The sequence below is a fragment of the Nocardiopsis sp. M1B1 genome, from assembly GCF_052466615.1.
The window spans coordinates 469,741-483,112 of record NZ_CP196194.1 but is presented as its reverse complement, the minus strand read 5'-3'; the positions used below and the strand labels follow the sequence as shown (position 1 = coordinate 483,112).

Below are 13,372 nucleotides of genomic sequence, written 5' to 3'. Positions count from 1 at the left end.
TAATCACCCAACGGGGTAACCGGAGGCAGGGGCGGTCCGGGGACCGGGGCTACCCGAGGAGGCCGCGGCGGTAGGCCTCGGCGACCGCCGCGGCCCGGTCCCGCACGCCGAGCTTGTTGTACACGTGCTGGAGGTGGGTCTTGATGCTCGCCTCGCTGATGAACAGCCGCGCCGCCGCGGCCCGGTTCGACGCGCCGTCCGCGACGAGCCCCAGCACCTGTAGCTCACGGTCGCTCAGGCTCTGGCCCGCGGGTCTGCGGACCTGCCCCATCAGGTGCCGGACCGCGGTCGGCGCCAGGACCGACTCCCCCCCGGTGCACCGCGCGCACCCCGCGCAGGAGCTCGTCGGGTGAGGCGTCCTTGAGCAGGTAGCCGGTGGCCCCGGCCTCGATCGCCGGGAGCACGTCGCTCTCGCTGTCGAAGGTGGTGAGGACGAGGACGCGCACGTCCGGCCGCTCCCGGGACAGGACGGTGATCGCCCCGACACCGGACAGGACCGGCATGCGCAGGTCCATCAGCACCACGTCCACGTCCAGCCGTCCGACCAGTTCGACCGCCTCGCGGCCGTTGGCGGCCTCACCGACCACCTCGATGTCGTCCTGCGCGGTGAAGGCCCCGCGCAGGCCGTCGCGCACGACCGGGTGGTCGTCGGCGATCAGGACCCGGATCACGCCGCCCCCACCGGAATCGCGGGCACCGTGGCGCTGACGGCGGTGCCCTCCCCCTCGCCGCTCTCGATCTCCACCGTTCCCCCGATCCCGCGGACTCGCTGGCGCATGCTCCTGAGCCCGAACCCGTGCTGGTCGTGTCCCGTGATGCCCCTGCCGTCGTCGCGCACGTCGAGCAGGACGACGTCGTCGGAGTAGGACAGGGTCACGCCCACGCGCGAGGCGTCGGCGTGCCTGGCGACGTTGGTGAGCGCCTCCTGGGCCACCCGGAAGAGGACCACCTCGATGGCCGGGCTCAGGGCGACCCGTTCGCCGGTGACGTCGAGGTCGGGGCGGACGCCGTGCTCCTCCGCCCAGCGGCGGGTGAGTTCGCCCAGGGCCTCGGGCAGCTGGCTCTCCACCAGCTGCCCGGGACGCAGGGCCTGCACGGAGCGCCGCGCCTCGGTCAGGCTCTCCCGCGCCAGGCCGAGCGCGCGGTCCGCGTGCGGACGCGCCGCCCCGGGGTCCTCCCACACCCGCTGCGCCGCCTGGATCTGCGTCACGATCCCGGCGAGCCCCTGGGCCAGGGTGTCGTGGATCTCCCGCGCCATCCGCTGGCGCTCGTCCAGCACCCCGGCCTCCCGGGCCTGGGTGAGCAGTTGCGCGTGCAGCCCGGCGTTCTCCTCCAGGGCCGCCTCCAGCCTGGCCACCGTCACCCGGCGCTCCCGGTGCTGCTCGGCGGCCTTGGACGCCATCACGAGCCCTCCGCCGACGGCCACGGTCTGGACGGTGACCGTACCGGCGTAGATGAACAGGTGCTCCGGGAACGGCATCTCCGTGCTCGTTCCGGGAAACCCCATGGTGGTCGTGTACAGCGCGATCGAGGTGCCCGCGATGCCGACGAAGGTCAGCCGCCGGGGCAGCGACATGGCGCGGAAGAACAGGGCGATCGTGAACATCAGGAACACGCCGTCGTGTGCCATCAGCGCCGAGGCCAGCGCGAGGAGCACCGCGAAGTGGATCCCGGCGAGCAGCGGTCGGCCGTCCTTCCACGGCGGCAGGTACCCGAGGAGCAGCCAGGCGGCGGCGAGCCCGGTCAGACCGGCGGTGGCCGCGTGCCCGGTCCAGTCCGACACGGGCTGGGACAGCAGGACCAGCGCCGCCGAGGGCAGCAGCAGGGCCCAGGGGGCGGCGGCGAGGAACCCGTCCCACCACCGGTCCCAGTCCCGCACGGCGTCCGCCCCGGTGCTCCGTCGGCTCATCCGCCGCTCACTCCCATCGGAACAGTCGGGCCGCCAGCGCCGCGGCCGCCACGGCGATCCCCGCCATTATCGCCAGTTGGACGAGTTGCGGCAGCCCCGCGTCCCCGGCGCCGCCCGACCAGCTCTCCAGCAGCAGCTGGGCGCCGGGCGGCGCGAACTCCCCCACGCGTGCCAGGAAGCCGGGCATGACGTGCTGCGGCAGGAAGACCCCGCCCAAGAGCAGCAGGAGCATGTACAGCGTCATCGACAGGCCGTTGGCCGCGCCCGCGCTGGGCGCCACCGCGGCGATGAGGACCCCCAGCGCGATGAGCGAGGCGGTCCCGACGGTGAACACGGCGGTGAACAGCAGCGGCCGGCTCGGCGGTTCGACGTCCAGGACCAGCCAGGAGGACAGCACCAGGAGCGCGGCGGAGACGGCCGCCGCGGCGAAGACCACGATGATCTGCGCGCTCAGGAGCATCCCGGGGTGCATCGGCGTGGTCGACATCCGGCGCAGGACGCCCCGCTCCCGGTAGGCGGCCAGGGTGGTCGGCAGGTGCTGGACGCACAGGATCCCCATGCCGAGGATCAGGGCCATGGGAGCCCAGGTGTCGACGAAGCGCAGGCCGCCGAACTCCGGGGAGGGCTCCCGCAGCGTCGGCAGGGCGCCGAGCCCGAGCAGGAGCGCGGTGGGCAGCAGGATGCCGACGCTGATCGCCACGGGCTCGCGCGTCAGCAGCCGGGCCTCGGTCACGGTGACACGCAGCAGGGTGGACACGGGGGCTCTCCTCGTGGTGTCGGTGCTCATGATTCGAGGGCCCTTCCGGTCAGGGCGACGAACGCGTCGTCCAGGCTGGAGCGCTCCACGCGCAGGTCCTCGGCGACGACGTGCTCGCGGGCCAGGACGGAGGTCACGGCGTGGAGCAGGTTGCCCCGCCCGGCCACCCGGACCTGGCGTCCCCTGCGGTGCGCCGAGACCACCTCGGGCCGCGCGGTGAGCACCTGCTCGTCGAACTCGGGGGGCGCGCGGAAGGTCACCTGCTGTTCCGGGCTTGCCCGCGTGACGAGCCCGTCCGGGGTGTCCAGGGCGGCGACGCGTCCCGAGTCGATCAGCGCGAGCCGGTCGCAGAGCCGCTCGGCCTCGTCCATGAAGTGGGTGACGAGCACGACCGTGACCCCGGAGTCGCGCACGTCCTCGATGAGGTCCCAGGTGTCCCTGCGCGCCTGGGGGTCCAGTCCCGTGGTCAGCTCGTCGAGGATGGTCACCGCGGGCCGGCCCACGAGGGCCAGGGCGATGGACACCCTCTGCTTCTGTCCCCCGGACAGCCTGCGGTACTGGGTGTCGCGCTTGTCGGCGATGCCCAGCCGCTCCATGAGCTGGCCGGTGTCTGCCGGGGAGCGGTAGAAGGAGGCGTAGAGGTCGAGGGCCTCCCCGACCCTGAGCCGGTCGGGCAGCCGCGCCTCCTGGAGTTGGATACCGAGGCGCTGGCGGACCCCGTCCCGCTCCCTCCTCGGGTCCCGGCCGAGCACGGTGATCGTCCCCGCGTCGGTGGGGCGCATCCCCGCGACGCACTCGACGGTGGTGGTCTTCCCGGCCCCGTTGGAGCCGAGGATCCCGAAGATCTCGCCCTCCTCGACGGAGAAGGACACGTCGTCGACGACGACCTTCTCCCCGTAGCGCTTGTGCAGGTTCCTGACGTCGATGATCGGCATGTCCCGAGCATCGCCCGCGGCGGGTGCGCCGCGGATCGCCCGCCCGGCCAGGGGATCGGTGGATCGTGGAGTCAACCGATCGGTTGACGCGCCGCCTCCGGACGGTGCACGGAGGCCGTCTGTCACACGAAGGACGAAAGTTATCCCAGAGAACTGAGGTAGCACTGTGGCCTCATGCGCTACCAGAGGGTAATATCCTCAAACGTCGACATTTCTGTTACATTGCCACAACAGGCACAGTAAAGGGGGTAGCGAACGTTGAAACGGTCGTCGCTCACCCCTTACGTGGCATTCAGTGCCATCCGAACTTCGGATGAGTACTGAATCCGGAAGAAGACGAGGCAGCGATGAGGGTTCCCGACACCCCCGCCACTGCCGAAGGAGCGCTACGCCCGTTCCCTTCGTCCCAGCCCGCGCACACGGCCCCGTCAGGAGCGCCGGAGGCTGGGAGGACCCGAAGGGCGGGACCGGCCGCCGGGTCGGCCCACCCGTTCCCCTGGGACTCCGCCGGGCCAGCGGTGAGCTGAGGCCCTCCCGTGCGCGTCCGGCCGTCCGGCTCCGCGCGCACCGAGCCCGCACGCGTCCCCCGGTCGGCGAACCGGTGGGGAACGCGTGTCCGCACCCCCGGCCTGACTACGCTCCGTCACCACGGTGGTACGTGCGCCTCCGTGGCACAGCCCTTTCCGCGACTCGATTGGAGGCTTCCTTGTCTCCCCGCTCCATCGAAGAGGTACCGCTCCCCGCCCCCGCCGTCATCGAGGCGGTACGGCAGTCGTGCTCCGCGTTACCACCCGGCTCCACCCGTCTGGCCGACCGCTTCTACCAGAACCTGTTCGAGATGGCGCCCGCCGTCCGCGACATGTTCCCCGCGAACATGCAGACGCAGAAGGAGCGCATGGCCTTCGCCCTGCTGGAGGTCGTCCGCTACCTGGACGAGCCCGAGGAGGTCGCCGGGTACCTGAGGCGGCTGGGCGCCCAGCACAAGCGGGACATGGACATCAAGCCCGAGCACTACCCCTTCGTGGGCCGCGCCCTGGTGCGCGCGGTCAGCGAGGTCTCGCCCACCTGGTCCTCCTCCATGAGCTCGGCCTGGATCGTGGTCTACGAGTGGATCACCGCCAACATGCTCGCGGGGGCGCGCGAGGCCGAGGGCGGGTCGGGTGAATCCCGGACGGCCGGGCACGGCGGGTCCGGGACGGCCAGGCACGGCAGGACCGCCGCGTCCCCGGCCGGGGAGCGTCCCGCGCCGCCCGCGTCGCCCCAGCCCGGCCCCTCCGCCGAGGCGTCCTCCCCCTACCAGCGGGCCGACGCCCCGACACGCTGACCCGCGCCGCGGCGCGGTGGCCGGAACCCGAAGGCACCGGGTGACTCCCCGGCGCGCCGGGCGACGCGTCCGCACTCCCCTTCCCAACACCCCTTCCTCCCCGACAGCAGCGGCCCCTGCGTCCCTGACTATTCACACCAGCCCCACCAGCCCCATCGAGAGGCAGTGATGCGCGAGACCTCCCCACGGCACGTTCCCGGCAGCGAGGGTGAGCACCGCGTCCAGGCGCTGAACGGCACGAGCGAACGCGCCGAACGCTTCTACCGAGACCAGATGCTCGACCACCTGAACCCGCTCATGCGCGAGTTCGTCGCCCGGCAGGAGATGATGTTCATCGCCACCTCCGACCGGCGCGGCGAGTGCGACTCCAGCTTCCGCGCGGGACCGCCCGGCTTCGTCCACGTGATCGACGAGCACACCCTGACCTACCCCGAGTTCCGGGGCAACGGCGTCTTCGCCAGCGCGGGCAACATCCTGGAGAACCCGCACGTGGGCCTGATGTTCCTGGACTTCACGCACGACCGCATCGGACTGCACGTCAACGGCCGGGCGTCCCTGCTGGAGGACGTGGAGCTGCGGCGCCACGTCCGCGGTCTGCCCGAGCCCGAGGTCCCGGGGCAGAAGGCGGTGCTGTGGACGGTGGTGCACGTGGAGGAGGCCTACATCCACTGCCGCAAGCACATCCCGCACCTGCGCAAGGTCGGCCGCGACGAGGCCTGGGGCACCGACGACACCCTGCGCAAGGGCGGCGACTTCTTCGGGTCCAAGGACACCCCCACGCGGTGGAACACTCCCCAGGCACCCGTCTACCAGATCTGACCGGGTCGGCCCCGCACGCCGCCCGGCGCTTCCGGCACCGGGCCGTCCGCCCGCGGCGGACACGGCGTGCGGGGCCCTCGGCGGGGCCCCTGCGGGGCGCTCAGCGGGGCGCTCAGCGGCGTTCGGGCACCCGCGCCAGCACCGCCTTCTGCAACGCCTCCAGCGGCCCCACCCGGAAGCGGCGCAGCCAGAGCGTCGACACGGTCATGAGCAGGGCGCACACCGACGCCCACAGGCCCATCACCCACCACGGGCCGGTGTCGGCCAGGCGGGCGGCCAGCCCCAGGCCGAAGCCGTAGCAGACCAGCACGCAGACGACGTTCTGCGCGACGTAGCCGCTCATCGCCATCCGCCCCAGGGAGGACACGGCGGTGATCCCCCGTCCGGCGGGGTTCGCCCGGTCCACGACCCAGCCGACCGCGCCGACCAGGCCGAGCGCCACGACGGGCGCGGCGGCGTAGCGGTCCAGCATGAACAGGTCGGGTCCGGCCAGGGACGTGGCCAGGTTGACCGGCAGCCCGATCCCCAGTCCCCAGACGAGCAGACGGCCCCGGATCCGGCGGCCGGTGTCGTCGCCGCCGAAGGCCCCGGCGCGGAAGAGCCGCACGCCCAGCAGGAACATGAACACCATCAGGGCGAAGGTGATGACCGGTTCGGCCCGGAACAGCAGCGCGTTGTCGAGCCGGAAGGCGACCTGCTCCAGGTAGCCGCCCTCGGCGTACAGCTCCACGGCCTCGGGCGGGACCTCGGCGCCCTGCGGGTCCGGTTCGGACAGGAGCGCGGCCGTGACCAGGCCGACGAAGGCCAGGTGGAGGGCGGTGCACGTCCACATCACGGCGTTCTGCGCCCGTTCCGACCGGGTGAGCAGCCAGGCCACCACGATCGAGGCCGCCGCGTAGCCCATGAGCACGTCCGCGGCGAAGACCAGCGTGAAGTGCACGAGCCCCTCGGCGAACAGGAACAGCGCACGCCACTTGTAGGGGCCGGGCCAGCGCCCGCCGCGTCTGGCCGCGGAGCGGAACTGGATGGCCAGGCCCACGCCGAAGAGCAGGGTGAGCAGGGCCAGGAACTTGCCGTTGGCGGCGAAGGCGAACAGGCCCTGCGCCAGGGTCGCCGCCGACGGGTCCTCGCGGAAGGCCGCCATCGGGCCGATCGAGTCCGGGACGAAGATGATGCCCGCCTCGGCGCCCGGTGCGGCGAACAGCCACACGTTGGTACCCAGGGTGCCCATGATGGCGACGCCGCGCAGGACGTCGAGCAGGGGCAGCCGGGCGGCCGGGCGGGCCGGGGCCGTGCTCTGCGGTGTCGTGCTGGTCATACCGGCCCCCTCGGGCTCTGGCTCGTACGGGTTCACGGGCTCTCGGGGGCGGGGAAGAGCCGGTCCAGGTGGGCGGCGAGCGCGGCGCGGACCGCGCTCTCGGAGAAGGCGTCGCCGTCGGTGACGAGGTGGTGCACGGTCAGGCCGTCCACGAGGGCGACGAGCCCTGCGGCCTCGGCCGCCGTGTCCGTGCCGGGCGGGAGCTCGCCCCGGCGCACCGCCTCGTCCATCGCCTGCGTGAACACGCCCACCAGGTCGGCGGTGGTGTCCTTGTGCAGCCGCGACATCTCCGGGTCGGTCATCGTGGTCGGCAGGAACTCCAGCCACACGGTCAGCTCGGCGCGGCGTTCGTCGTCGAGCGGCAGCAGGGTCCGCGCCGCGCGGGAGATCCAGTCGCGGGCCGAGGCGATCGGCGGACCGTCGGTGTGCACCGCCGTCAGCCGGTCGGCGCCCTGCCCGTAGAGGTACTCCACGCCGAAGCGCAGAAGTTGCGACTTGGTGCGGAAGTAGCGCTGCACCAGACCGACCGAGACGCCCGCCCGGTCGGCGACGTCGGCGAGGGTGGTCCGCGCCAGCCCCCGCTCCCCCACCGTGCTCAGGAGCGCGCGGGCGACCTGCCGCCTGCGCTCCTCGTGATCCGCTGTTCGTGCCATGAAAAAAATAATACGGTAATATTTTTCTGCCGTCCAGGCCCCGGCGAGGATCCGGCCGGGCGCGGCGGCGACAGGCCCCGTCGCGCTTCGCCGCGCCCGCTCCCCCGGCCGCGGTCCGCGGGCGGGGCGTCGTGGACGGAGCGCCGCGACCTGGGGGAACGTCCGGCCTGTCCGCTGTGGTGCAATTGTTCGGGGGTTCGCGGGCAGGTGGGGGCCGCGGACTCCGCAACAGCACACCGAGACGAGGGGGTTCCCCGATGACCAACCGCGCGTACGTGATCGCAGGGTCGGAGGCCACCGGCGGCGCCGGTATCCAGGCCGACCTCAAGGCCTTCCAGGAGCTGGGCGTCTACGGCATGGGGACGATCACCTGCATCGTGTCCTTCGACCCGAAGAACGGCTGGGGCCACCGCTTCGTCCCCGTGGCCCCCGAGGTCATCGCCGACCAGATCGAGGCGGCCACCTCCTGCCACGACCTGGACGTGGTCAAGATCGGGATGCTGGGCACCCCGGACACCATCGACGTGGTCGCCGATGGGCTCCGGCGCCAGCCGTGGCGGCACGTGGTCCTGGACCCCGTGCTGATCTGCAAGGGCCAGGAGCCGGGCGCGGCCCTGGACACCGACAAGGCGCTCACCGCGCAGATCCTGCCGCTGGCCACCGTCATCACGCCCAACCTCTTCGAGGCGCGCACCCTCGCGGGGATGGAGGCGCTGGAGACGGTGGACGACCTGGTCGAGGCCGCCCACCGCATCCACGAGCTGGGGCCGCGGCACGTCATCGTCAAGGGCGGCGTGGAGCTGCCGGGCCCGGACGCGGTGGACGTGTACTTCGACGGCGAGGAGACGACCGTCCTGAGCGCCCCCAAGATCGGGAACGCCAGGGTGAGCGGCGCGGGCTGCACCTTCGCCGCCGCGATCACCGCCGAGCTGGCCAAGGGCGGCGACGTGGGACCGGCCGCCGACGTGGCCAAGGAGATGGTGCGCCGGGGCATCAGCGGCCGGGTGGGCACGCACGCCCCGTTCGACTCGGTGGCCACGGTCGCCCCCGGAGCCTAGGCAGCACTCCCCCTTTTGCCCTTTTTGTCGGAATTTTTATCGTGAGCACGGTTCGCGCCCCCGTCCGGCGGTCAGGTCTGCCCACAGGAGCGAGAACCGAGTGGGAGGCGCTTATGTCCGCGGGCGACCAGGCCAGGAACAAGGCCGACGAGTTGAAGGGCAAGGCCAAGGAGAAGCTCGGCGAGGCCACGGACAACCAGCAGTGGCAGGCCGAGGGCAAGGCCGAGAAGAACACCTCGAAGTTCAAGCAGGCGGGCGAGAAGGCCAAGGACGCCCTGACCCGGGACGACAGGCCCGGCAGGTAGGGGTCCCGCGCGATCCCGGGCGGGGAGGCACCGGTGGGTGCCTCCCCGCCCGCGTGTGTGCCCGCCTCACTCCCGCGCGGGGCGCCCGCGCAGCGCGAGGACGACCGCGCCGATCACCGTGAGCAGGAGGGCGAGCCCGCCCCAGACCATGCTCTGGGTCACCAGCATCTCCCCGCTCTCGGCCCCCGGCGTCCTGCCCCCGTCGCGACCGGTGACGGTCACGGCGAGCAGGACGACGACGGTGGCCGCGACGCCCAGACGCGCACCCGCGCGGGCGAGCCCCCCGAGCCCGCGCCCTCCCGCGAGGTCGCCTGGGGTGAGGCGCTCGTCCGGGCGCAGCGGCGTCAGGAGCCGGGCCAGCAGCAGGAGGGCCACGGGGAGCTGGAGCGCCCACACCGCCGTGCGGAACCAGCCGTCGAACCACACGTTCGTCCCGTAGAGCAGGGTGTGCCACACGCTGAGCGCGTAGACGACGATGACGAACCGGTGCAGGGCCCGCCACACGCGCGTCCCGGTCCAGGAGCGCACGTAGTAGGCGAGGCCGAGCGGGATCGCCAGGTAGAGGGCGATGAGGCCGATGAGGATGGCGACCTGCCCGGTCCCGGAGGAGTAGCCGCCGGGCACGAAGGTGTCCACGAACGCGGAGGACAGGCGCCCGCCCCAGCCCAGGCCGTCCTCGTTGTCCCGGACGAGTTCGAGGAAGAACGCGAGGGCGTGCGCGAACATGAGCCCGATGGTGGTCAGGCTCATGACGCGGTGCCAGCGTTCGATCCGGGCGTGGGAGACCGGCGCCCCGGGCAGGGGGGCGGTCGAGCGGAGCAGGCCGAGCATGACGGTGATCCAGGCCCAGAGCAGCCCGGACCAGCCGAAGGCCTGGCACAGCCAGTACAGCCAGTACTCGTCGGCGTCGGCGAGGAAGGGCATGACCACGAGGGTCTGCGAGGTGCCCGCCTCGATGCGGGAGTAGAGGAGGACGAAGAGGGCGAAGGTGACGACGAGGGCGGCGGCGGTGTCGGGTATCAGGCGGCGCAGGTCGGCGCGTAGGGACCTGCGGTCGAGGCGGGGGGCTCCCCGGGCGGGGGAGGCGGCGGGTCCGGTCGGCTCTGCCATGGGCGGAACCCCTTTCGTGGTGGGGGTTCCATCGCAGCAGGGCCCCGGGGCCGCGGCCACCCCTCCTCCGCGGTTTCCCGGTCACCGACGCGGTTTCCCTGCCCCGGGCGGGGCCCTCGCGCCCGGGCGGACCGGGTCGCCCGGTTCCGGGCGGGGAACGGGCGGAGGACGGGCGCCCTGGCGGCGGTCGCGGCGGTGGTGCTGATCCAGCTCACCACCGCGCCGCGACCGCCCGGGACCTCAGCCCAGCGGGACCAGGGCGAGCCGGAGCCGGTGGCTCCCGGCCGTCAGGCGGTGGACGGGGAGCACCCCGGGGCCGCACGAGGCTGAGCCGACGCCCTGGTGCGCCTGGTCCAGGTGCAGGTGGATCCGGTCGCCGGGGACCAGTTCGTGCGGGTGGTCGGCCGCGTCGAGCGCCGCCGTGTCCCAGCGGCGCGCGGTGAAGTCGAACACCGGGTCGCCCTCCACCCGCAGGCCCGTCCCGTCCGCCGCGCGCAGGACGAGCCACCTGGCGTCCACGCGGTTGCCGTTCTCCTGAGGCCGCAGGTAGGGCGTCTGGAGGCCGTCGACCGTGCTGGAGAAGCGGCCGACCCGCGCGGCCTGGGACACGTCCCGGTAGGCCTCCCCGGGTCCGCGGCCGAACCACTCCGCCTCGCCCAGGGCCGCGGGCAGGCCGACGTGCACGCCGAAGCGCGGCAGCGGGCAGGGCCACTCCCCCTCCGCCTCGGCCTCCACGGCCAGGAGCAGGCGCTCCCCGTCGGCGGCCCACCGGTAGGCGGCGCGCATGCCGAACTCCTGCGCCGCCGGGGCCAGCCGCGTCCGGACGACGAACGCGCCGTCCTCCCAGCCGGTGGACAGCAGGCGCTCGGTGAGCCGGTGCAGCCCCGCCGCCCGCCAGGGGACGGCCACGGAGTCCCCGTGCCGGGCCACGTCGTTGTCGGTCGGGGCGCGCCACAGGTCCACGACCGGCGCGTCCACGGGCAGGCCGCCGACGGAGAGCAGCGCGCCGGTCCCCGCGTCCAGCAGGCCCGGGCCGATGCGCACGGTGCCGTCCTGCTCGGCGGACGGCGGAGGCAGGGCGGCCCCGCTCCCTGCGGCGGACGGCGGAAGCACAGCGGCCCCCTCCGCCGCCGGCCGCTCCCCGGGAGCGCCCACCTCGGCCTGTCCCCAGGCCAGCTCGTGTCCGGCCGGGGCCCAGGGCTGGTCCTCGGCCAGCCGGACGGACACGGTCAGCCAGGTCTCCCCGGACCGCTCGGGCATCTCGGGCAGCGCCGCCTCGGCGCTCTCCCCCGCGGCGAGCACCGGCACGTCCAGGGCGCCCTCCCCCAGGAGGGTCCCCTCCCCCTCGACCCGCCAGACGAAGGCCAGGCCCGCGGTGTCCCGGAAGTCCCAGGTGTTGGTGACGCGGACGGTCCCGGCGGCCGGATCGGGGACCACGCGGACCGGTTCGACGGTCTTGGCGTAGGCCTCCAGCCCGGGGCTGGGCGTGCGGTCGGGCAGCAGCAGGCCGTCCGCGACGAAGTTGCCGTCGTGCAGCGCCTCGCCGAAGTCGCCGCCGTAGGCGAACCACTCGGTGCCGTCCGGCTCGCGGCGGCGGACCCCGTGGTCGATCCACTCCCAGACGAACCCGCCCTGGCAGCGCTCGTGCTCCTCGAAGAGCCGCTGGTACTCCTCCAGCCCGCCGGGGCCGGTGCCCATGGCGTGCCCGTACTCGCACAGGATGAACGGCAGTCCGCGCCGGTGCCCGTCGGCGGCCGGGTCGGCGGTCGGTGCCTCCTCCCGGCGGCCGACGGCGTCCACCTCCCCGTGCGGCGCGTACATGCGCGAGTACACGTCCGCGTAGGAGCTGTCGCGGTCCCCCTCGTAGTGGACCGGCCGGGAGGGGTCGTGCGCGCGGGTCCACTCCGCCATGGCCCGCAGGTTCTCCCCGGTCCCGGCCTCGTTGCCCAGGGACCACAGGACGACGCTGGGGTGGTTGCGGTCGCGCGCGACGGTGCGGCGCATCCGGTCCAGGTAGGCCCCGCGCCAGCGCGGGTCGTCGGAGGGGTTGCCGCGCCAGCCGACCTCCTCGAACCCGTGGGTCTCCAGGTCGCACTCGTCCACGACCCACAGGCCCAGCTCGTCGCACAGGTCGAGGAAGTCCGGGTGGGGCGGGTAGTGGCTGGTGCGCACGGCGTTGACGTTGTGCCGCTTCATCAGCAGCACGTCCTCGCGCATGGTCTCCCGGGGCACGGCGCGGCCGTGGTCGGGGTGCCACTCGTGGCGGTTCACACCCCGCAGCAGCAGGGGGCGGCCGTTGACCCGCAGGAGTCCGCCGGAGACCTCCACGGTCCGGAAGCCCGTCCGCGTCCGGACCCGCTCCCCCGGTGTGCGCACCTCCAGGTCGTACAGGCGGGGTTCCTCGGCCGTCCACGGCTCCACCGCGCCGACCCCGTGGTCCACACCGGCGGCGGCGTCCACCAGCCCCAGTTCGGGAACGCTGACCAGGGCGTCGGCGGCTCCGGCCACGTCCACGCGCAGGGTTCCCGTGCCCGTGGTGTGGTCGTAGGCGGCGCTCACCGCGAGGTCGCCGACCCCGTCGGCGGGCCGGGCGAGGAGGGTGACGTCGCGGAAGATCCCCGACAGCCACCACATGTCCTGGTCCTCCAGGTAGCTGGCCGCCGACCACTGGTGGACGCGCACCGCCAGGGTGTTGCTCCCCGGGCGCAGCAGGTGGCCGACCTCGAACTCGGCGGCCAGGCGGCTCCCGGTGGAGAAGCCCAGCTCGGTGCCGTTCAGCCACGCCCGGAAGCAGGAGTCGACCCCGTCGAAGCGCAGGACCGCCGACCCCTCGGGCCACTCCCCGGGCAGGTCGAAGACGCGCCGGTGGTCGCCGGTCGGGTTGTCGTCGGGCACGTACGGGGGGTCGATCGGGAAGGGGTAGGAGATGTTGGTGTAGGCGGGGGCGCCGTGGCCGTGCATCTGCCAGTGGGCGGGCACCGGCAGTTCGGACCAGCCGGAGTCGTCGTGGCCGGGCTCCTCGAACCCGTCGGTGTCGGCCGGCGCGCGGTCGAGCAGCCGGAACCGCCACGTGCCGTTGAGGTCCAGGGACGGGGCGTCGGAGGAGAAGCGGGCGCGGGGCGCGAGGGCCCCCTCGGAGGGCGCGAAGTCCTCCAGGTAGGCGGGCTTGCGGATGGCGGGCACG

At 73.5% G+C, this 13,372-nt stretch carries 11 protein-coding genes and 1 pseudogene; 4 read left to right on the top strand and 8 right to left on the bottom strand.

The window, feature by feature from the left end; all coding sequences use genetic code 11:
• Positions 1-49: 49 nt before the first annotated feature.
• From ACSTA4_RS02160 to ACSTA4_RS02145, 4 genes and pseudogenes are all read right to left on the bottom strand, one after another.
• Positions 50-671, bottom strand: a pseudogene (locus ACSTA4_RS02160) (response regulator).
• Positions 668-1,909 carry a sensor histidine kinase gene (locus ACSTA4_RS02155; protein WP_444962267.1) on the bottom strand — a complete coding sequence of 414 codons (1,242 nt, stop codon included), beginning with the start codon at positions 1,907-1,909 and terminating at the stop codon, positions 668-670. Before ACSTA4_RS02155 ends, ACSTA4_RS02160 begins: the two are co-directional and overlap by 4 nt.
• 7 nt (positions 1,910-1,916) lie before the next feature.
• Positions 1,917-2,696 carry an ABC transporter permease gene (locus ACSTA4_RS02150; RefSeq protein ID WP_444962266.1) on the bottom strand — a complete coding sequence of 260 codons (780 nt, stop codon included), beginning with the start codon at positions 2,694-2,696 and terminating at the stop codon, positions 1,917-1,919.
• A complete protein-coding gene (locus ACSTA4_RS02145; RefSeq protein ID WP_444962265.1) occupies positions 2,693-3,601 on the bottom strand; it encodes an ABC transporter ATP-binding protein in 909 nt (302 codons plus the stop codon). Before ACSTA4_RS02145 ends, ACSTA4_RS02150 begins: the two co-directional genes overlap by 4 nt.
• 706 nt (positions 3,602-4,307) lie before the next feature.
• Here ACSTA4_RS02145 and ACSTA4_RS02140 point away from each other — a divergent pair.
• Together ACSTA4_RS02140 and ACSTA4_RS02135 are read left to right on the top strand one after the other, a co-directional pair.
• On the top strand, positions 4,308-4,925 hold the full coding sequence (locus ACSTA4_RS02140; RefSeq protein WP_444962264.1) for a globin domain-containing protein: 618 nt from the start codon (positions 4,308-4,310) through the stop codon (positions 4,923-4,925).
• Positions 4,926-5,093: 168 nt separating this feature from the next.
• Positions 5,094-5,744, top strand: coding sequence for a pyridoxamine 5'-phosphate oxidase family protein (locus ACSTA4_RS02135; protein WP_444962263.1), 651 nt, complete (start codon positions 5,094-5,096; stop codon positions 5,742-5,744).
• Positions 5,745-5,856: 112 nt separating this feature from the next.
• Here the strand turns inward: ACSTA4_RS02135 and ACSTA4_RS02130 are convergent, their stop codons facing one another.
• Positions 5,857-7,062 (bottom strand): DUF418 domain-containing protein, encoded by a 1,206-nt coding sequence (locus tag ACSTA4_RS02130; RefSeq protein ID WP_444962262.1) that lies wholly within the window; start codon positions 7,060-7,062, stop codon positions 5,857-5,859.
• A 32-nt stretch (positions 7,063-7,094) separates the two neighbouring features.
• On the bottom strand, positions 7,095-7,715 hold the full coding sequence (locus tag ACSTA4_RS02125) for a TetR/AcrR family transcriptional regulator (protein ID WP_444962261.1): 621 nt from the start codon (positions 7,713-7,715) through the stop codon (positions 7,095-7,097).
• Between the two features lie 257 nt (positions 7,716-7,972).
• On the opposite strand from ACSTA4_RS02125, the gene thiD reads away from it, so the two are divergent.
• Positions 7,973-8,773 carry a bifunctional hydroxymethylpyrimidine kinase/phosphomethylpyrimidine kinase gene (gene thiD, locus ACSTA4_RS02120; RefSeq protein ID WP_444962260.1) on the top strand — a complete coding sequence of 267 codons (801 nt, stop codon included), beginning with the start codon at positions 7,973-7,975 and terminating at the stop codon, positions 8,771-8,773.
• A 113-nt stretch (positions 8,774-8,886) separates the two neighbouring features.
• The gene (locus ACSTA4_RS02115; RefSeq protein ID WP_444962259.1) at positions 8,887-9,078 is read left to right on the top strand and encodes a CsbD family protein; all 192 of its coding nucleotides are present in this window, start codon (positions 8,887-8,889) and stop codon (positions 9,076-9,078) included.
• A gap of 66 nt (positions 9,079-9,144) precedes the next feature.
• Here the strand turns inward: ACSTA4_RS02115 and ACSTA4_RS02110 are convergent, their stop codons facing one another.
• Both ACSTA4_RS02110 and ACSTA4_RS02105 read right to left on the bottom strand, forming a co-directional pair.
• Positions 9,145-10,188: a ferric reductase-like transmembrane domain-containing protein gene (locus ACSTA4_RS02110; protein ID WP_444962258.1), complete on the bottom strand. Its 1,044-nt coding sequence runs from the start codon at positions 10,186-10,188 to the stop codon at positions 9,145-9,147.
• A gap of 240 nt (positions 10,189-10,428) precedes the next feature.
• Positions 10,429-13,371 (bottom strand): glycoside hydrolase family 2 TIM barrel-domain containing protein, encoded by a 2,943-nt coding sequence (locus tag ACSTA4_RS02105; protein WP_444962257.1) that lies wholly within the window; start codon positions 13,369-13,371, stop codon positions 10,429-10,431.
• Position 13,372 lies beyond the last annotated feature (1 nt).